The 19,470-nt window shown below is 52.2% G+C and carries 13 protein-coding genes; 9 read left to right on the forward strand and 4 right to left on the reverse strand.

Annotation, left to right across the window (positions count from 1 at the left end; translation table 11 throughout):
- Positions 1–2 precede the first annotated feature (2 nt).
- From metG to CHH28_RS10410, 3 genes are all read right to left on the reverse strand, one after another.
- A complete protein-coding gene (gene metG, locus CHH28_RS10400; protein ID WP_094060246.1) occupies positions 3–2,090 on the reverse strand; it encodes a methionine--tRNA ligase in 2,088 nt (695 codons plus the stop codon).
- Positions 2,091–2,205: 115 nt separating this feature from the next.
- Positions 2,206–3,474 carry an HlyC/CorC family transporter gene (locus CHH28_RS10405; protein WP_094060247.1) on the reverse strand — a complete coding sequence of 423 codons (1,269 nt, stop codon included), beginning with the start codon at positions 3,472–3,474 and terminating at the stop codon, positions 2,206–2,208.
- Between the two features lie 55 nt (positions 3,475–3,529).
- On the reverse strand, positions 3,530–4,330 hold the full coding sequence (locus tag CHH28_RS10410; RefSeq protein ID WP_157729872.1) for a cytochrome C assembly family protein: 801 nt from the start codon (positions 4,328–4,330) through the stop codon (positions 3,530–3,532).
- A gap of 145 nt (positions 4,331–4,475) precedes the next feature.
- On the opposite strand from CHH28_RS10410, the gene ffh reads away from it, so the two are divergent.
- The 4 genes from ffh (at position 4,476) to CHH28_RS10430 (ending at position 10,714) form a co-directional block, all read left to right on the forward strand.
- Positions 4,476–5,888, forward strand: coding sequence for a signal recognition particle protein (ffh, locus tag CHH28_RS10415; protein ID WP_094060249.1), 1,413 nt, complete (start codon positions 4,476–4,478; stop codon positions 5,886–5,888).
- Positions 5,889–5,982: 94 nt separating this feature from the next.
- Positions 5,983–6,414 (forward strand): secondary thiamine-phosphate synthase enzyme YjbQ, encoded by a 432-nt coding sequence (locus tag CHH28_RS10420; RefSeq protein WP_094060250.1) that lies wholly within the window; start codon positions 5,983–5,985, stop codon positions 6,412–6,414.
- A 405-nt stretch (positions 6,415–6,819) separates the two neighbouring features.
- On the forward strand, positions 6,820–7,986 hold the full coding sequence (locus tag CHH28_RS10425) for a hypothetical protein (protein WP_094060251.1): 1,167 nt from the start codon (positions 6,820–6,822) through the stop codon (positions 7,984–7,986).
- Between the two features lie 193 nt (positions 7,987–8,179).
- Positions 8,180–10,714, forward strand: coding sequence for a hypothetical protein (locus CHH28_RS10430; RefSeq protein ID WP_094060252.1), 2,535 nt, complete (start codon positions 8,180–8,182; stop codon positions 10,712–10,714).
- A gap of 429 nt (positions 10,715–11,143) precedes the next feature.
- On the opposite strand, the gene CHH28_RS10435 is transcribed toward CHH28_RS10430, so the two are convergent.
- Positions 11,144–13,096, reverse strand: coding sequence for a CAP domain-containing protein (locus tag CHH28_RS10435; protein ID WP_094060253.1), 1,953 nt, complete (start codon positions 13,094–13,096; stop codon positions 11,144–11,146).
- A gap of 344 nt (positions 13,097–13,440) precedes the next feature.
- On the opposite strand from CHH28_RS10435, the gene CHH28_RS10440 reads away from it, so the two are divergent.
- The 5 genes from CHH28_RS10440 (at position 13,441) to CHH28_RS10460 (ending at position 19,450) form a co-directional block, all read left to right on the forward strand.
- Entirely contained in the window at positions 13,441–14,349 is a 909-nt protein-coding gene (locus CHH28_RS10440; RefSeq protein WP_094060254.1) for a LysR family transcriptional regulator, read from the forward strand.
- 175 nt (positions 14,350–14,524) lie between these two features.
- Complete coding sequence (locus CHH28_RS10445) at positions 14,525–14,746, forward strand: penicillin-binding protein (RefSeq protein ID WP_094060255.1); 222 nt, start codon at positions 14,525–14,527, stop codon at positions 14,744–14,746.
- A gap of 184 nt (positions 14,747–14,930) precedes the next feature.
- Complete coding sequence (locus CHH28_RS10450; RefSeq protein WP_094060256.1) at positions 14,931–15,386, forward strand: GNAT family N-acetyltransferase; 456 nt, start codon at positions 14,931–14,933, stop codon at positions 15,384–15,386.
- Between the two features lie 693 nt (positions 15,387–16,079).
- Positions 16,080–18,950, forward strand: coding sequence for a hypothetical protein (locus CHH28_RS10455; protein ID WP_094060257.1), 2,871 nt, complete (start codon positions 16,080–16,082; stop codon positions 18,948–18,950).
- Between the two features lie 131 nt (positions 18,951–19,081).
- Complete coding sequence (locus CHH28_RS10460) at positions 19,082–19,450, forward strand: glutaredoxin family protein (protein WP_094060258.1); 369 nt, start codon at positions 19,082–19,084, stop codon at positions 19,448–19,450.
- The last annotated feature ends 20 nt before the right edge of the window (positions 19,451–19,470 follow it).

The following is a 19,470-nucleotide window of genomic DNA, read 5'->3' on the forward strand; positions in this document are numbered from 1 at the left end:
GGTTACATCACACGCATGCCAGGCTGGGCACCGTCGTGCGGCTCCAGCAGCCAGATGTCGCTGCCGCCTGGGCCGGCGGCCAGCACCATGCCTTCTGACAGGCCAAATTTCATTTTGCGCGGCGCCAAGTTGGCGACCATCACCGTCAGCTTGCCGGTTAAGTCTTCGGGCTGATACGCGGATTTAATGCCAGAGAAGACATTGCGCGTTTCGCCGTTGCCAATGTCTAGGGTGAGTTGCAGCAGCTTGTCGGCGCCTTCGACGTGCTGGGCCTCGACAATGCGAGCAATGCGCAAATCTACTTTGGCAAAATCATCGAATTGAATCTCATCGGCAATGGCCTCGGAGCCATCTTCGCGCTTGGCCGGCTTACTGGATTTTTTCTCGGTTTTGGCTGGAGCAGCGTCTTTGGGCTGATTCAGTTTGGCTTCTTTTTCTTGCTCAGCGCGAGTATCAGCCAAAATCGCCTCGACTTTTTCCAGCTCAATACGCGCCAGCATCGGCTTAAACTTATTGATGCTGTGGCCTAACAACAGTTGCTGGCGCTCATCCCAGTTGAGTGACTCTAGGTTGAGGAATTGACAGGTTTTTTTAGCCAGTTCAGGCAATACCGGCGCCAAATAAGTCATCAATTGGCGGAACAGGTTGAGGGCAACGGAGCATACGTCCAGCACTTCTTGCTCGCGGCCTTCTTCTTTGTTCATTGCCCAAGGGGCTTTTTCCTGAATGTATTCATTCGCGCGATCGGCCAGAGCCATGATTTCGCGAATGGCACGGCTGTATTCACGCTTCTCGTAATGCTCGGCAATGACATCGCCACGATCAATAAAGTCCTGCAGCATTTGTGGCTCAGCGCAGTCGCTGCTGAGTTGCCCACCGGCTTTTTTGACAAAGTTGGCGGTACGGCTGGCAATATTCACCAGCTTGTTCACCAAGTCAGTGTTGACGCGCTGGGTAAAGTCTTCAAAATTCAGATCGAAGTCATCAATGCCGCTGCCTAACTTGGCAGCAAAGTAGTAGCGCAAGTAAGTCGGATTAACGTGGTTGAGATAGCTGCGGGCCTTAATAAAGGTGCCGCGCGATTTCGACATTTTGGCGCCATTGACGGTGACAAAACCATGCGCGTTAACTGCGGTGGGCGTACGGTATTCCGCTGCCGACAGCATGGATGGCCAGAACAGGGCATGGAAGTTGACGATGTCTTTGCCAATAAAGTGATACAGCTCAGCGTCTGAATCTTTGGCCCAGTAGTCGTCAAAGTTCAAATCATCGCGGCGGTCGCATAGGTTTTTAAAGCTGGCCATGTAGCCGATCGGTGCATCCAGCCAAACGTAAAAATATTTGCCCGGAGCATCTGGAATTTCAAAACCGAAATAGGGCGCATCGCGGGAGATATCCCACTCTTGCAGGCCGCTATCGAGCCACTCCGCCAGTTTGTTGGCCACTTCGTCTTGCAGTGTGCCACTGCGTGTCCACTCTTTTAAGAAGGCTTCAAAATCTGGCAACTTAAAGAAGTAGTGCTCGGATTCTTTTTCGATCGGTGTGGCGCCAGAAATGGTCGAAAACGGATTTTTCAGCTCCGCCGGGGTGTAAGTGGCGCCGCAGCTTTCGCAGTTATCGCCATACTGATCGCCAGTACCGCACTTAGGGCACTCGCCTTTCACGTAACGATCGGCCAGAAACAGCTCTTTTTTCGGATCGTACAATTGCTTGATCTTGCGTGTGGCAATATGGCCTTTATCGCGACAGGCGAGATAAATCTGTGCCGCTAGCTCACGGTTTTCATCCGAGTGAGTGGAGTAGAAATTGTCGAATTCAATTTGGAACTCGTCAAAATCGCGCTCATGCTCGGCTTTCATATTGTTGATCAGCTGCTCGGGCGTGATGCCTTCTTTTTCAGCGCGCAGCATAATGGCAGTACCATGCGCATCGTCGGCACACACGTAAGTACACATGTGACCGCGCGACTTTTGAAAACGAACCCAAATATCAGTTTGAATGTATTCCAGCATGTGCCCTAGGTGAATCGAGCCGTTGGCATACGGCAGAGCACTGGTTACCAGAATTTTGCGTGCGTTAGTGTCGGTCATGGAGTTTGACTGCCAGTTGTTCAAAAGAAACGCGCATTGTAGCGGGATTTGCGTGGCTGTTCAGCCCCTGTTGCAGTGAACAGGGGCGAGGGCCGCAGCTTTGCCGAAGCGGGGGTTAACGCGCCAGGGTGACTCTGGCGGTGCGCACCATGTTGTCGGCGATGTCGACAATCTCAATGCGGTAGTTCTGCAGCTTAAGGCAGACCGGGCTGTCGGGAATAAACTCCAACGTCTCAACGATCAGGCCGCTAAAGGTTTTCGGGCCGTCGGTCGGCAGCTCCCAGCCCAAAGCGCGGTTGATGTCACGGACAAAACCGGTGCCGTCGATCAGATAGCTGCCATCGGCTTGCGGATGAACGTCCGGTGAGCTGGCAGCGGCGACATCGGTGGTGAACTCGCCGACGATTTCTTCCAGAATGTCTTCCAGCGTACAAATGCCCTGAATATCGCCGTATTCATCCACCACTAGGCCGATGCGGCGCTGATTCTTCTGGAAGTTAAACAGCTGCGTGTGCAGCGGCGTATTCTCGGGAATAAAGTACGGCTCGCGGCAGGATTCGATAATGCCGTCACGCAGTTTGTGGCCATTGTTCAAAAAACGGCTGACATTGCGTGTGTGCAACACCCCGACCACCTGGTTCAGCTCACCTCGGTACACCGGCATGCGTGTGTGTTCGGTGCTGCGCAGTTGCTCAAGAATGGTGTCTTCATCGTCGTCCAGGTCGATGCCGACGACGTCGCTGCGCGGCACCATGATGTCGTTGATGGTCATCTTCTCTAGGTCGAGAATGCTCAGCAGCATGTGCTTATGGCGGCTGGGAATCATCACACCTGCTTCGCGTACCACGGTGCGCAGCTCTTCGGTGCTGAGGCTGTCGGGCGTGGGATTGTTCACATCCACGCGAATCAAACGCAGCAGCGCGTTGGCGATGGTGTTCACCAGCCACACAAAGGGGTACAGCATCCATTGCAGCCCGGCCAAAATCGGCGCGGCTGGAAAGGCGATTTTCTCCGGCGCAATGGCGGCCAGGGTTTTTGGCGTTAACTCAGCGAAAATCAGCACCACCAGGGTAAACAAAATGGTGTTCACGAACACGGCAAGATCTGGGTTGTCGGGCCACAGGCGCTGGCTGATGATGGTGGCCAAGGCGGCGGCAGCAAAGTTCACCAGGTTATTGCCGGTCAGAATGGTGCCAATCAGGCGGTCGGGTTTTTCCAGTAAGCTGGCCGCGCGTTCGGCGCCGCGGTGTTTGCTTTTGACTAGGTGGCGCAACCGGTAGCGGTTTAGCGACATCATGCCGGTTTCAGAGCTGGAGAAGAATCCGGAAAAGATAATAAGAAGGCCAAGTATGCTGAACAGCACACTTAAGGGAACGTCGTTCAAGACGGGATCCTGTATGGACTAAGGTCCCGTCATCATAGGCAGTGCCGAAATACTGTCAATAGCGCTGCAGCAGTATCTGCAGCACAAACTGCGAGCCGAAGTAGGACAATACCAGCAATCCGGTGCCGGCTAAGGTCCAGCGACTGGCCACTGTGCCGCGCCAACCGTAGCGATAACGGCCGATCAGCAACACCGCAAACACCGCCCAACCAATCAGCGACAGCACCACCTTATGCTGCAGGTGCTGTTGCTGCAGATCGACCACAAACGGCCAGCCAATGACAAACGCTGCGCTGAGCAGCATCATGCCCAGCCAAATCATTTCAAACAGCAGTAAGTCCATGGTTTGCAGTGGCGGTAGCGACTGCAGCAAACCACGCGTTTGGTGGCGTTTGAGGCTGCGATCCTGCAAATACAGCAACACAGCCTGCACCGCAGCGATGGTAAATACGCTGTAGGCCAAAATGGCCAGCAATATGTGCCAGGCCAAGCCGTAGCTGACGTTAGCCAGCGGCACGTGTTGATTGGAGGCTGCCGCCAGCAGCAGTATCACCGCCGCCATTGGGTAAAGGCCAATAAACAAGTTGTCGACCGGCTTGCGCCAGCTGGAAAAAATCAGCAGCAGGCTGATAACCCAACAAATCAGTGAGCCAACTTCGAAAAACGCAAAGTTAATGGTTTCGCCCATTAACATGTCGGTGCCTATGTACCCCAGATGCAGCAGTGAAGCAATCATCGCGGCAGACAACACCAGGCCACGGTTAGCGGGCCTTTCACCACGCAATGTCAGCCACTGACGCACGGCGCTGAAGATATACAAACCGGCCGCCGGTGCAGCAAACATGAATCCTGTCATAACGGAAATCAGATTCTCCCTGAGCGAACCACTCGCAAGCCGAGCAGTGTCGCACATGGCAGACAAGGGGGGAAGTAGGCGGTCGCAGTCAGGCAGACATGCCGGTATACTGCCGCTTTATTTTATTGGGCATGAGTCATAAGAGATGTTTGAGAGTCTTACCGACCGCCTTGGCAATGCGCTGAAAAGCATTTCTGGCCAGGCCAAGCTCACCGAAGACAACATTAAAGGTACCGTGCGTGAAGTGCGCATGGCGCTGCTGGAGGCCGATGTTGCCTTGCCGGTGGTAAAAGCCTTTACCGATCAGGTTAAAGAGCGCGCAATCGGCACCGAGGTGCTGAAAAGTCTGAACCCAGGGCAAGTGTTCTTAAAGATCGTTCATGAAGAGCTGATGAGCGTCATGGGCGAGGCCAACGAAGGCCTGAACCTGGCCACCCAGCCGCCAGCTGTGGTGTTGATGGCAGGTTTGCAGGGGGCGGGTAAAACCACCACCGTGGGCAAGTTGGCCAAATACTTGGCTGAACGTGAGAAGAAAAAAGTCATGGTGGTGTCGGCTGACGTATATCGTCCGGCGGCCATCAAACAGCTGGAAACTCTGGCTGGTGAGGTGGGGGCTGTGTTCCACCCCTCGAGCAGCGATCAAGACCCGGTCGACATTGCCAATGGCGCCATCGATGCCGCGCGTCGTGCGCAGGCCGATGTGCTGCTGGTGGATACTGCAGGTCGTTTAGCCATCGATGACGCCATGATGGCGGAAATCAAACGCCTGCACGCTGCTATTACACCGATCGAAACCTTATTTGTGGTCGACGCCATGACCGGCCAGGACGCTGCCAATACTGCGCGTGCGTTCAGCGAAGCACTGCCGTTGACCGGTGTGGTGCTGACCAAAGCCGACGGTGATGCCCGTGGCGGTGCCGCGTTGTCGGTACGACACATTACCGGCAAGCCGATCAAATTTATGGGCATGGGTGAAAAAACCGATGCCTTGGAGCCGTTCCATCCCGATCGGGTGGCGTCACGTATTCTCGACATGGGCGACGTACTGACCCTGATCGAAGAAGCCGAACGTAAGATCGACAAGTCCAAAGCCGATAAGCTGGCCAAGAAGATTCAAAAAGGCAAAGGCTTTGACCTGGAAGACTTCTTGGATCAAATCCAGCAGATGAAAAACATGGGCGGTCTGACCTCCATGATGGAAAAGCTGCCAGGCATGGGCAACATCGGTGCCATGGCCAAGCAGACCAACGCTGCCGAAGGTCAGTTTAAGCAAATGGAAGCCATTATTTGCTCCATGACCCGCGATGAGCGTCGCTTTCCGGATAAAATCAACGGCTCGCGCAAAAAACGTATTGCCGCTGGCTCGGGTACTCAGATTCAGGACGTGAATCGTGTACTGAAACAGCACAAGCAAATGCAAAAAATGATGAAAAAAGTCACTGCCAAAGGCGGCATGAAAAAAATGATGCGCGCCATGGGGTCAATGGGCGGTCCAGGTGGAATGGGCGGTGGCGGAGGCGGTATGCCGCCGGGTGGAATGCCTCCCATGATTCGTTGAGCATGATGTTCTGCTAGAACATCAGCGATCAAACAAAGGAGACTTCGGTCTCCTTTTTTAATGGCCGTATTCGAACTAACACCGGAGCAAAGTTATGTGGATGCAAAAACAACTGCAGCTGGCAGCGAAACCTCGAGGGTTTCATCTGATTACCGACGAGTTACTGCAGCAGCTTCCAGGGCTGGCCCAGGTGAACGTGGGCTTGCTGCACCTATTTATTCAACACACCTCCGCATCGTTAACCATTAATGAAAATGCCGACCCAACCGTGCGCCAGGATTTTGAAAGCTTCTTTAATCACGCTGTACCAGAAAACGAACCCTATTATCGCCACACTTATGAAGGCAGTGACGATATGCCCGCGCACCTAAAAAGCAGCTTATTGGGTGCCAGTGTCAGTATTCCCATCACGCAGGGGCGATTAAATATGGGAACCTGGCAGGGGATCTATTTATGCGAGCACCGCAATCACGGTGGCCCACGGCGACTGGTGGCAACCCTACAGGGTGACTCACAAGGTGGCTGAAAAGGTGAATCAAAAGGAAAATAACGCTCGATAAAATAGATTCCGGCAGTTCGCAACAGTGAATAAATATGAACACACTCCAGCAGTCTGTTTAGGCTTACAAAGCCGAGATTCTTCACCTTCGGGCGGTCAGCGGTACGTTATTCAAAGGGGGCAAACTGGATGTCCGGATGCAGGGCATGGCGCCGCCGTCAGCTAATTGCAGCAGCATTCTTGTGTCTAAAGACATCTTAATAATGGGAAAAGAAATTGCTGAGCGGGGTCTGTTTGGCTAACTTCGGCGCAGGATGTCCAGCAATAAGTCAGGATAAGGACGTTGCTAAGGTTTTGTATCTGAGGCTGCTTGCGCCTTTATTCTGCGAAAGGGAAAATCTCGTTGAATAGTTTATACAATGAGGATTTTTCATGAATAAGTTTTGCACGTTGGCCTTGGCTGTTAGCCTTTCTTCGACTGCAGTCGCCAATAACGCTGTGTCTGTAGCCGATTCTCTCATTCTCGATGGCAATGTCGGCAATGAAAACAGTAGCCTTGAACATGTTTTGGGGCCTACGGATAAAACGAGTTTGTCTCTGGGCGGCCCTGGTGCTTACGTGACAGTTAAGATGGCATCTCCCATTGGCGATCAGCCTGGATTGGATTTCACCGTTAACGAAGTGGGTGATGCGCAGGGTGGGCAAGACGAAAGCTACCGTGTTCTAGTATCCGACTCCGGGGAGAATGGTAGTTTTGTTGAGATTGGTATCGGGCGTGCGGTTTCGGTATTTGATATTTCATCCTCTGGTTATGATCAGATCAACTACGTAAAGTTAATCGATTTAGCGACAGAAACATTAGAGACCAAAGTACCAGGGTCAGATATAAATTCTATCGTAGCTTTGAACACCAATGATGGGACAGGAGCAGCCGTTCGCGACTTATCGGCGGAGATCCGATCTTCGAGTGTGGTACTAAACTGGACACCTGCAGATGATACTCGGTTGGCATCTTATGCTATTCGAGTCGGCCGTGGCGGCACGTCATTTGATTACAGAACTGCCTATACCGCTTCAGAATTTGCTAATGGCGCTATGATCCCGCTCGATACATCCAACTCACCTCAGCCTTTGAGTTTTATGGTGACGCCGGTTTATGCTGATGGAACCGAAGGTTCGGCTGCTATTACTAAGCTGGATTTATTGGTACGTAGTATTCCATTGATTTCATCTCCATTGCATATTGGCGATGGCAACTTCAGTAGCTGGGATGATCCTCAGTCTGACCGTCGCAGTGGAGCGAGCTTTCAGTTAGATAAGGCTCCAGTTGGCGGATATGCCGAGTTGTCATTGGAGCTGTATGATACAGACTTTGAGTTCAATCGTGTTCTGGTCAATGGCATAGACGCTGTTGTATTACCACTGCAAGCGGACAAAAGCTTTGTCAGTTTGTCGGTGAAGTTTCCGGCTGAGCTATTGGTTCAGGGAAACAATATCCTAGAGTTTGTTGCGGCGGATCAGTTTGGTAGCGATACCGGCAACTTAGACGATTACCAAGTCAATAACGTGACGCTTAAATATTCTACTGTGGAAAATTAATTTCATTGGTTAAACAGGCGTGCATATTTGCACGCCTGTCACTGCTGTTTAATACTTTTCCTTACTGTTGTAGTAAAACCCTAAGCCTGGGATGGCGGTGTCGTTATTGTTCTTGGTGTGACTGTTGCACTTGCCTGTGGTAAACGCTCATGCTTCCATGGCGGCGCTACAATAACGTACCAGGGAGCGCCGCGTGAACGTCACCAACCTGTTGTTCGATCTACTAAAACCCGTCATTGGCAAGTATCTGAAAATTCCTATCTATCTGGTGTTGGGCTTGGTGCTGCTGCCGATTTGGCTGTCTACGCTGGTCGGCTTGGCGGTCGATCTTATTGATGCCTCGAAAGATTGGCAGCAGGTGATGGTCGAGTCTTCGTCTGGGGTGCCAGGTTGGAGTGATTTCCGCTATCAATACCGTTATGACGGCGAGGTTTACGAAGGACATCAGGTGTTTACTGGCCCCACTCGTGAAACGAAGTTGCAGCAGCTGCAGCAAGCGGCGAGTGACGGCACCTTGACGGTCATGGTGAATCGCAATGACCCAGCGGAGTCTACGTTGGTGGTCCAGCAGGACTGGCCCGACTATGTGTTCAAGCTCGTTATCTTGCTGCTGGTGACCGCGGTCACGTTTCGCTGGTTGTACTTGCTGGGTGATGAGAGTCAATCTCGGCTGGTATTGAGTGACATTGATAGCGAGCAAAAGGGTCAGCAGCGTCTGCCGATCTTGATCTCATCGGTGGTGATGCTGGGCTGTTCGTGGCTGGCATTTCATTGGGCCGCAGAGCCGCAAGCGCCACACTTTATCTTGGCCCTGCTGGTGGCGTTCATGGCTGCGGTGATGCTGGTGAGGGCGCTGCTGCGTTGGCATCGCTTTAAACGTATTGGACGCACGCCTTTGCAATTGTTGTCGCAACCCGTCGATTTGCAGACGGGTGTGGCGGCTGCGTTTACCCTAGTTCAGGGTGGGGCCGATGACATGACGGCGACCTTGCGCTGTTATAGCCGCCTGAGCCGCACGCATGGCAGCGGCAGTGACAGTCATACAACGATTGTGGAAGAAGATATTTGGCAGGAGAAGCGGCTCTGTCAGGTGGAGCAGTTGCCGAGCGGCGAGACTCAGGTTTCCTGTCAGTTTAAACCGCCAGCCGAGTTGCCAGGATCTTCGGCCTTGTTGCCATCCGGGCTGGTTTATTGGCAACTCACCTGCCGTGGCACCTTTCGCGATAGCGACGGCAACACGCTGCCGTTTGAGCGCAGCTGGAAACTCCCGGTTAGCAACAGTTCAACGGATCAGCCGAATACGCTGTTGAGCTATGTCTTGCAGATGAAGGCTATGCTAGCGGCCGAAGCGGAGGGTACACACACCAAGACCGTGGCCACCAATGCGAGAGATGCCGTTGCTGAGCATGTGGATGTTGTGATTAACGCTCAGGCCGCGCCCATGACTCGCACTTCACTAGCTGATTCCCCTACATCTGGCGCCCTGACGTCTAGCCCCACAATCTCTGACACCCAGGTGTCTGACGCCCCGATGCCTGATGCTGCGCTTGAGGCCGAACTGGCGCCTACAAAACCGAAACCTGAGCCTAAGCCTAAGCCATCCGATAGCAGTGCGGAGGTAACGGCGGATGAGACGGATGTCGTGCGCTCGCCAAGCGACTACAGCAATGAGTCGGTACAGCGTTGGGTAACCTTGAAGCAGCAAGCGGATGGGATCGAAATCCGCGCAAATTCGAGTCGTCAGAAAACGGCTATGCCAATAATCTTTGCTTTTATGGCGGCGATGGTTGCTATGGAGGTGGGGCGATCTGGAGATATACAGGCCATATTAATAGCGCTTTCGCCCTTTATTGCCATCGCAGCTTTGTGGGCGCTGTTTCGCTTGTTGGCGGCCAGCTTGGCGGTGAAAGCCATGCCGGGACGTTTGCTGTTGAGCACTTTCCGCTTGGGCAAACGTAGGTCGGTGCGCGCGTTCAGCTTTGAAACAGAGCCCAATATCCGTATTGAACAAACTTTCAGAAGCAGCTCCGGTAATAAATCGACCCAGTACTACAAATTAGTACTGCGCCTCCGTGGTAAACGCATGACGTTGTTAAAACACATCGGCAGTTATCAGGATGCTTTGTGGCTGCAACGGCGCATCATTGAATCCGTGAGCGGTACTGCTGCCAGTGAACAACATCAACAGCAGACTGGCGTATGGGGCGATAGCCTGGGGGCTTTTCAACAGCAGCAGGATGATTTTAAACAGGTGGCCGAAAACTCGCTCACCAACACCTTCACTTTGAACATGTTGGAAAATGGCCTGGAGATATCGACACTCAGCAAACGACAATTAGCGTTAGCCGTGCCGATATTGATTTGCGCCTTGCCAATGGTGGTGATGTTTGGTTTTTTTGGGCTGCTGGTTGGTATTCCCATGCTGATGTTTGCCGCGATTAACCTTGGGTATCAGCAGCGCTGTCAGATTCAGCACGGAAAAATCGAAAAAAGATACGCCGTCTCTGGCATACCCTTTTGGTATAAGACGCTGCGACCTCAACCCGGAGCAACAGTTACCGCTCGTCACCGCGACATGCTGGGCCTGGATGCAGATATCGGTTATGTGACGTTAACGCTGAAACAGGCGAGCGGCGATATCAAGCTGCTGGCGGGTTATGCCACAGAGAAAGAGGCCAACAGCATGGCAGAGTGCCTCAACAGTTATTTGCAGACTGGGGCCAAATAGCTATAAGGCAGCGATAAAGTAGCGGTATTGAGTGCCGTGCTGTCACCAATAATGAGTGAACAGCATGGCGCTCGTCGAAAATTTATTCAGTTCAATAATATAGTCGGCTAACTAAGTTTTTTTAAACACATGTGATCTCTAAAAGAGATTTAAACTTTCTATATCTCTGAGTTCTGTATTCGGGGATTCTGTATTTGGGTGCTCTGTGTTCTGGGCTTAATAGCTCAGTTAATAAATCGATTTATCCTCCGATTTATGTACCTGTACTGATTGAGTGGCAGAAGTGCAGGCCGATAAATTCAGCTGCGAGTGTTAGCGACTGAATCGTTAAAAGCTCTTAATAGTCAAAGGGTGCTACCATGCGTTGCTGTCAATTAAATCGGCAAGGAAGTTGCTGGGCCGCTGCATTGCAGCAGCCCTATCCGTTGGCTACGGGTTTAGTCTAATGGTGATATAGAAAGGCGAAGAAGCATTTTCAGCCAAGTCAAAAGATGAAATCGTATATGTAACGATATCAACATTGTTCGGAAGATTTTGGTCTACGAACTTGTTTTCCGGCACATAAATCCAAGGCAGATAAGAGTCCGTTTCAAATGCTGGGTCTCTAGTCAGGACATACTCGATAACGTTACGGTCATCGGTTGCGCCACTCCAGCTCAGATGCAGTTGTCCATTAATCAGTTCATAGTCGTATGCAGTAACGGGGGTCGGCGGAGTCACATCGTTGTTTATATCGCACAGCGGCTCGTCCCTGCCTAAACCATCACTGCATTGGTTGGGTTCGTCCATCACCTTACCGGACGATTCAAACTCAGTATTTTTTCCGCCAACGCACATATTATTGAAGCACTGTTTGCTGTCCGTTTGAACACAGCCTGTGCACCAATTGTAGCCATAGCCATCTTCAAAAGGCAGTTGTGACGTGTCACGTTGGGGCCAGTAGGTGCACACCAGCTGCATGGCGCCATCGTTGTAGCCAGCTGCATCGACACCGCCGATGCTCGGGCAGTTGGCCACTGCACAGCCAATATAGCGGGTGGTGGCTTCACAAACCTGGCCGAAGTGGCCGCAATAATCGGTATGGCAGCCATTGGTGTCCCAATCGTAAGAAAAGGCTTCTGAGTACCATTGGGTTACTGAGGAAACCCAGGTATTACTGTCGTAGTTCGAGGCAGGTGGGTTGCTAGCATACAGGGCGATATTTTCTGCGGCGTATTTCAGCCTAGCTTGGCCTTCACTATTGTAAGACGTCAGATGTCGGACATCGTCGTATGCGTTGCGAATGGATTGTGGCCCGCCAAAATGACCAAACCAACAGGTTTGTGCTCGCTGTTTGGCCATTTCTTCTAGTGCTGGGTCCCAAAATACTTTTTGCATATTGGCGGCATTAACCGGGGCATTTAATCCGCCACGGCCATTGGCACATTCTGCTCGGTAGTGATTATGGGCATCGAGTAGGGCCCGTTTTTCTTCAAGCGACAGAACGTGCAGCGATATCTGTCCGTTGTAGGGTTCGCCGTTATCGCCGTTATCGCCGTTATCGCCGTTATCGCCGTTATCGCCGTTATCGCCGTTGTCTCCGTTGTCGCCGTTGTCTGCGTTGTCTGCGTTGTCTGCGTTGTCTGCGTTGTCTGCGTTGTCTGCGTTGTCTGCGTTGTCTGCGTTGTCTGCGTTGTCGCCGTTGTCGCCGTTGTCGCCGTTGTCTCCGTTGTCTCCGTTGTCTCCGTTGTCTCCGTTGTCTGCGTTGTCTGCGTTGTCTCCGTTGTCTCCGTTGTCTCCGTTGTCTCCGTTGTCTCCGTTGTCTCCGTTGTCTCCGTTGTCTCCGTTGTCTCCGTTGTCTCCGTTGTCTCCGTTGTCTCCGTTGTCTCCGTTGTCTCCGTTGTCTCCGTTGTCTCCGTTGTCTCCGTTGTCTCCGTTGTCTCCGTTGTCTCCGTTGTCTCCGTTGTCTCCGTTGTCTCCGTTGTCTCCGTTGTCTCCGTTGTCTCCGTTGTCTCCGTTGTCTCCGTTGTCTCCGTTGTCTCCGTTGTCTCCGTTGTCGCCGTTGTCTCCGTTGTCTCCGTTGTCTCCGTTGTCTCCGTTGTCTCCGTTGTCTGCGTTGTCTCCGTTGTCTCCGTTGTCGCCGTTGTCGCCGTTGTCGCCGTTATCGCCGTTATCGCCGTTATCGCCGTTATCGCCGTTATCGCCGTTATCGCCGTTATCGCCGTTATCGCCGTTATCGCCGTTGTCGCCGTTGCCGTCGTTGCCGTCGTTGCCGCTGTTATCGCCGTTGCCGCCGTTGTCTGCGGTGCTGTCGCCAGTGTCTGCGGTGCTGTCGCCAGTGTCTGTACCGCTTCTGCCGTCACCGTCGGTGCTGGCACCGCCGCAGCCGGATACTGCCAGCATAAATGTCATGCTTAATATGGTTAGGAGGTTTTTGTTCTTCATGTCGGTCTCTAATGGTTTTATGTTTATGTCGTGTTGTTCTGCGTTACCGTTTGTTGATTTGAGAGGCTTGTCACGGTTTTATGGTTTTTTTATATGTGTTTTTATTTCCTGGTGGTTTGTGCTGGTTGTTTTTTTACTTGTACGAAAACCTCTATTTAGGAAAAGAGTTTTCTCCTAAAGCGATTGGGTGGTTTAATAAGTGAATTGCCGGTTTTAAACGTTTTTCGGGGTTGAATTATCCATGGGTGCTTATGCGCTATAAACGGAATATCCACTGATACAGTTTCAAAGATTTTTTTATAATGAATACAAATGACTTGGCTCTTTTTTTACACACAGCCGCTGGAGGCAGCATCAGTCGCGCTGCTGAAAAAATGGATATCACCACGGCAAGCGCCAGCGCTGCACTGAAACGGCTGGAAAAACAATTAAATGTGCAGCTGTTTGTGCGCTCAACTCGTCAGCTGCGGATTACCGCAGAGGGGGAACATTTTCTCGGCTACTGTCGTGCGGCACTGGCCAGTTTGGATGCCGGTAAAGCGTCACTGCGTGCGGTCAGTGGCCAGGTGAGCGGTAATTTGCGGGTGACGGCTCCATCGGACCTTGGCCGCAATCGTTTGTTGCAGTGGATCGATGACATCATGGAACAACATTCACAGTTATCTATCAGTTTGCTGCTGACGGATGTGCACGCCGATTTTTACCGCGACCGTATTGATCTGGCGGTGCGCTACGGCTGTTTACATGATTCCTCCATGGTGGCGTTTAAACTGGCCAGCATGGAAAAAGTACTGTGCGCTTCGCCTGAGTATTTGGCACGCTACGGCGCGCCGCAACAACCGCAGGACTTGCTGCAGCATAATTGCCTTCTGTATCAGTTAAATGGCCGTACTTATGACCAGTGGGAGCTGATCGCTACTCAGATGCAAAATAGCGAGCCCTATAAAATCAAAGTATGTGGCAAACATACATGCAACGATGGCGAAGCCGTGCGCCGCTGGGCGTTGATGGGCCGCGGGATTATGTACAAGTCCAAGTTGGATGTAGTGGATGACTTACGCCAGGGCCGGTTGGTCAGAGTGTTGCCGGATTATGCCTCTCCCGGCATCGACCTGAATCTGGTCACATTAACGCGGGAGCAAGTGTCTCCAGCGGCGTTGCTGCTGCGTGACTTGCTGCGCGACAAATTCACCCAGCTGTTGGACGGTTAACAAGCCGTGGCTGTTCACTCCAGCCAGCACTGGCCAATGACCTTAGAGGCTGGTGCCGCTTCGATGGGTATGGCAGTATCTTAAAGGTTTCACCCTGTGGTGGGTGACCACCGTAGGGTCAACTTGGCTGTTAACAGCTGGTGAGCCAGGGCTCGAATAACCGTGGAGAGGTGATATGTCAGATAAGATGGATGTCGATAGCCTGCATGCACTGAAAGTGGCCTTTAGCTATATGCCCAAAGCCATTGAAGTCACGCGCTTTGAATACGGTGAACGCTACGATGTGGTGCTGAAGCATATTGAAACCGTCCGCCAGATATTGGAACACAACGGTGTTGATCCAGAAGAAGTCGACGGTGAAATAAACGAAGACATAGCCCCCAACTCCTGTTATTAGCGATGATGGGTTATTTGCAGCGCCGTAGCTGGTAGCGAGCAAATTCATTTCAGAGGAGCCAGCGAGTGTTGGCTCCAACTGCCTCAGAAAAACATAGATTTGCGCAACCTTGACGCGTAAAAACGCCGGTTTTTCAAGCTGTGATGGTAAAGTCCACGGCCCACTTTTAATAAGGATATAAATCATGTCGACGGTTACCTGGCGTGCGTATCAAGCCAACGATCTGGATGCATGCCTGGCGATATTTCGATCCAACCAGCAGCCATTTTTCGCCAGTGATGAATATGCTGAGTATGAAGAATTTCTCAAGCACGAAGTGAATGCTAAAACATCGCCGTACTACGTGATGCTAAAAGAGCACACCATTGTCGGTTGCGGCGGTTATATGTGCCATGAGGGAACGGCATTTCTTACTTGGGGGATGTTGGAGCGTGGCCATCACGGCCAGGGGCTTGGACGTGAGCTGGTGCGTTGGCGCATTCGACAGCTGCAAAATGAGCTGGGAGACATGCCTGTCGCCATTGTGACATCACAGCATACGGCACCTATTTATCAGCGCTTAGGGTTTGTTGAGAAAAAGCGTAAAGAAAATGGTTTTGGCCCTGGCTTGGATGCTGTGCGTATGCAATTGGCACAGTAGTTAGTCCAACTAATAAATCTACAAGTATTGTTAAATGGTTCTTCCCTGCTTTTGGCGAATAATGGCTAGCGGGGAGGGCTTCGCTCTATCAAAGAAGTTCTCTAATTGGGAGAAATTCTGCCAAAGAAAAGCAAACTATCCTCGTCCAATATTGAACAGGTGTGTGAGGGTTTTTATCTGTACCAGGATTTTTTCGCCTTTGTTGGCTTAACACGCGTGTCTCGAGCATTCAGTCGAAATATTCATGGTTGTATCAATGTCTGCTTTGGTTGATATGGCAGCACATTGTTCGTTGCAGCTTGTTCTTATTCAACCCCATACGCGCAGCGGAACTATATCCGCCGAATGCCGTGAAAAGAGCGTCATTGTTCTTATTAATACGTTTGAATCGTATTCTTTTTCGAGCTGAATGGTTGTTGGTAGCCGTTCTGTTCTTTGGCCAATGTTTCAGTTTGCGAACTTTGCCCGCTTTTCACCTTTATCTTATCCGAATGCCATTGTAACGATGGGTAAGTTGGATAAAATCGCCGCCTAAATGCCTGCATCCGGATCGATGCTTTTTTGATTTTTTTATCAAATAGATATTTTTGTCTAGATAACGCCATCAAACAAGGCAGTGCTGTGTCTGGAAAGCACCAAATAGAAACGGGCAGATGTGTTATCTGCAATGTTAGAGGTTGAGCGGTATTTGTAATGAGTAATTGGTTAATTAAGTCCAGCCTGGTATCAACAACAGCCATTTTGCTGAGCGCATGTGGCGGTTCGTCGTCGTCAACGGACCAGTCTGCCCCAACGCTGACGTTGACCGAGGCGGCGTTTGTGACTAGCGAAGGGGCAAAAGCCGTTATTCGCTTTACTGCCTCTGAGGCGGCCTCCCTGCAGCTGGCCGGTGGCTGTTCGTCGCAAATCACCTCGGTAGAGGCCGGTGCCAATACCATTACTCTTGATCCGCTACCGGCTGGCCGCTACAGCCAATGCACCCTGACATTGACCGATGCGGCGGGCAATGTGTCGGCTCCCGTGTTGTTACCGGCGTTCAACATCGTCGATGAGGCGGCACCCGAGCTGACTGTGGTCAGCGAAAACTCCGTTCATGATGACACCGACGCACCAGTGTTTCGCTTTGTCTCCAGCGAAGCCGGGCGAGTGTTGGTGTCGGGCGCTTGCTCCAGCGAAGCCATCACGGTATCGGCGGGGGAAAACGAAATTCGGTTAAATACCTTGCCCGCGGGTACCTACAGCGACTGTACGGTGACGGTGGTCGACGCCACAGGCAACCATTCGACGCTGGCGATCGCGCCCTTTATGGTGCGAGATACCACAGCACCTCAGTTATCAGGGCTGCAGCCGGTGGCGAATGTTACCGAACAGGCAAACCCTGTACTGCGTTTTCACGTCGATGAGGCGGGCACTCTGTCGTTAACTGGAGGTTGCTCCAGTGCAACGACGATCGTGCAAGCCGGGCAAAATGAAATCACCATGAATCGACTGCCGCTGGGCCGCTACAGCGACTGCGCTGTGATCGTAACGGACGCCAGTGGCAACCGGTCTGAGTCATTGGCGATTGCCGCATTTGACGTGCGAGACGGCACTAGCCCTGAGTTAACCGAGGTGACTGCGATTGGCAGTCGGTTGGACATCAGCGCAGTTAATTACGAGTTTCATTCTACCGAAGCGGGAAGTGTATCCGTGGGCGGTGGTTGTTCGAGCAACGCTGGCGCGGCGGTTAGTGGCAACAATACGATTCAGTTGACGGTCGGTGCCGGCAGCTACAGCAATTGCACCGTCACTGTGACCGATGCCGCTGGCAATGCCTCTCGTCCGCTGACTATTTCGGCATTCACCATCGTCAGCAATGCGCAGTTGCTCAATGGCGTTACCTTTGTCGATGGCGACAATGCCAATGCCGGTGATGGCAGCCGCAGTAACCCGTATCAATCTCTAGCTGATGCCATCACTCAAGTGGGCGCCAGCGGTGAGATCTATGTGATGCCTGCGGCCACTCCTTATACCGGCCAGTTCGTCTTGCCGTATGGCGTTAACCTCTACGGCGCCGGTGACAGCTTTACCAGCGCTGCCGGCGGTTATATTGCTGCCAGTCAGTACCCGGTAATTGATGGCGCTAGCAATGGCCCAGCCATCACTGTGTTGGGTGATAACCGTTTGCAAGGGTTAGAGATTCGCTCCAGTGGTAATGCGTCAGGCATCACCAGTGTTCAATACGTTGTCGACAGCAGCAACGTGGATACCACGCGTGCTGGTGTGCTGGCGAATGGCAACAATCTAGGCTCGATTGAGCTGCATCAAAACCGTTTTAATGATCTGATGGTGTCGATGGTGATGCTGTTGAGTGATACAGATTTATCCATCACTAATAACGACATCGTCGTCGGTTCAGCGACGGCCACCTCGCCAGATGGTGTGTTAGTGAAATATTACGGCTCAGATCCAGCCAGTATGACAGTGAGCCACAACTCCATCGTGTCGCAGAACCTAGTTGCCAGCGACGTGATGGATTTGGAACTGGATGAATCCGTTGTGCTGACGCTGGTGAGTAATAACAACCATTTCGAATCCGCCTCTGGCAGCAACAATACCAGCGGAGATATTTGGGATGTTTCCTTGGGTGGCAATAACAGCGACACTGCACAGCTGCTGTGGACATCGACTTCAGATGTCTACCGCACTGCAGCCGGTGGTGGTCCAGATGCCCTCGATGTAACTGCCAATGGCAGCACCCAATTGCAGTTGACCATGAATAACGGCGATATTTATCAAATAGCCAACGTTGATGGTGGCCCGGATGGCTTTGATATGTTGTTTTATGACAGCAGTCGCGGCAACCTACGCATCCAAAACACGACCATTGTCGGTGTTGGCACCAATACGGGCACAGATACTTTGGATTTATCGGTCAATGACTCGGCCCACTTAGATTTACAGACACAAAATTTGCGGCTTGAAAGTCGTGTGAACAGCGCCATTGTCACCGCTAAAGGTGGTCAGGCGATGGATGTTAACGTGCAAGACAATGCCACCGCCACCTTCCGTATTGACGGTGGGCAGCTGCTGTCTGACGGTAACCCGAACAATATTGATCCGACCTCGCCGGTGGAAGTGCTGCGGCTTACCCATTACGACGACGGGAATGCCGATTGGTCCTTTAACGGCGCCACCATTACAAATCCGGTGGGGCAGGGGGTCGATTTATACATTGAAAATAACACTCTGGTGAATGTCGATTTTACTGGCTCGACCATCAATACCTCGCTGCAGTCCTGGCGCTTCGCGGCCGACAGTTCAGATCCGTCGCAGCTGTCTGCCACCCTAAGCAATAACCAAATCAACAGCACTACAACAACAGCGCTGGACCTCGGTGGTGAGAACACCAACCACTGCTTTGCCATCAGCGGCAATACCATCAGCGCCGCAGCGGATGGCATTACCCTAGCGGGCACGTTGAGCGTGGCGGATGTGGCCAACCTGTCGAATGTGAACAATGGCGTCAGTGTCAATCAAGCCGGCGCTACCGTCACTAACGTGGCGCAGTGCCCGGAGCGTTAATTGTTTCTCTGGCGCGTGCCCTCGCACGCGTCTCCTAGAGCCTGTTAACAAGTCCTAGCAAGGCACCTGCTGCCTTGCCGTCTCTCTGTTACAATCGCGCCCTGTTTTCCAACGGACCGTTTAACGCTGTTATGTTAGTAAAAGTGATTCGCAATGTTTTGGGCTACAGCATCGCCGCTGTGGATGTGGCAACGCGCGGGCGGGGCATGAAACGCAGCCCAGAGGCGCAGGCCGCTGTCGATGCGGAGCTGCAGCAGCTGGCTTTGTATCAGTTCACCGCCTGCCCGTTTTGCATCAAGACTCGCCGAGCCATGCACAAACTGGGTTTGCAGGTCGAAAAGCGCGATGCCATGAACAACGCCGAAGCTCGCCAGGAGCTGGAGCAGCAGGGTGGGCGTATTAAGGTGCCGTGTTTACGCATTCAAAAACCGGGCAAACAAGACGTGTGGATGTACGAGTCGAAAGACATCATCAGCTACTTGCAGCAGCGTTTTGGCTAGGGCCCTTTTATACTAATCAC

The sequence above is a fragment of the Bacterioplanes sanyensis genome, from assembly GCF_002237535.1.
Classification (GTDB): Bacteria; Pseudomonadota; Gammaproteobacteria; order Pseudomonadales; family Oceanobacteraceae; genus Bacterioplanes; species Bacterioplanes sanyensis_A.

Bases quoted from the DNA above. Each gene is read 5' to 3' on its own strand.
- CHH28_RS10455 (WP_094060257.1), top strand. From the start codon at position 16,080: ATGAGTAATTGGTTAATTAAGTCCAGCCTGGTATCAACAACAGCCATT.
- CHH28_RS10420 (WP_094060250.1), top strand. From the start codon at position 5,983: ATGTGGATGCAAAAACAACTGCAGCTGGCAGCGAAACCTCGAGGGTTT.
- metG (WP_094060246.1), bottom strand. From the start codon at position 2,090: ATGACCGACACTAACGCACGCAAAATTCTGGTAACCAGTGCTCTGCCG.
- CHH28_RS10450 (WP_094060256.1), top strand. From the start codon at position 14,931: ATGTCGACGGTTACCTGGCGTGCGTATCAAGCCAACGATCTGGATGCA.
- CHH28_RS10425 (WP_094060251.1), top strand. From the start codon at position 6,820: ATGAATAAGTTTTGCACGTTGGCCTTGGCTGTTAGCCTTTCTTCGACT.
- CHH28_RS10440 (WP_094060254.1), top strand. From the start codon at position 13,441: ATGAATACAAATGACTTGGCTCTTTTTTTACACACAGCCGCTGGAGGC.
- ffh (WP_094060249.1), top strand. From the start codon at position 4,476: ATGTTTGAGAGTCTTACCGACCGCCTTGGCAATGCGCTGAAAAGCATT.
- CHH28_RS10435 (WP_094060253.1), bottom strand. From the start codon at position 13,096: ATGCTGGCAGTATCCGGCTGCGGCGGTGCCAGCACCGACGGTGACGGC.
- CHH28_RS10460 (WP_094060258.1), top strand. From the start codon at position 19,082: ATGTTAGTAAAAGTGATTCGCAATGTTTTGGGCTACAGCATCGCCGCT.
- CHH28_RS10445 (WP_094060255.1), top strand. From the start codon at position 14,525: ATGTCAGATAAGATGGATGTCGATAGCCTGCATGCACTGAAAGTGGCC.
- CHH28_RS10410 (WP_157729872.1), bottom strand. From the start codon at position 4,330: ATGACAGGATTCATGTTTGCTGCACCGGCGGCCGGTTTGTATATCTTC.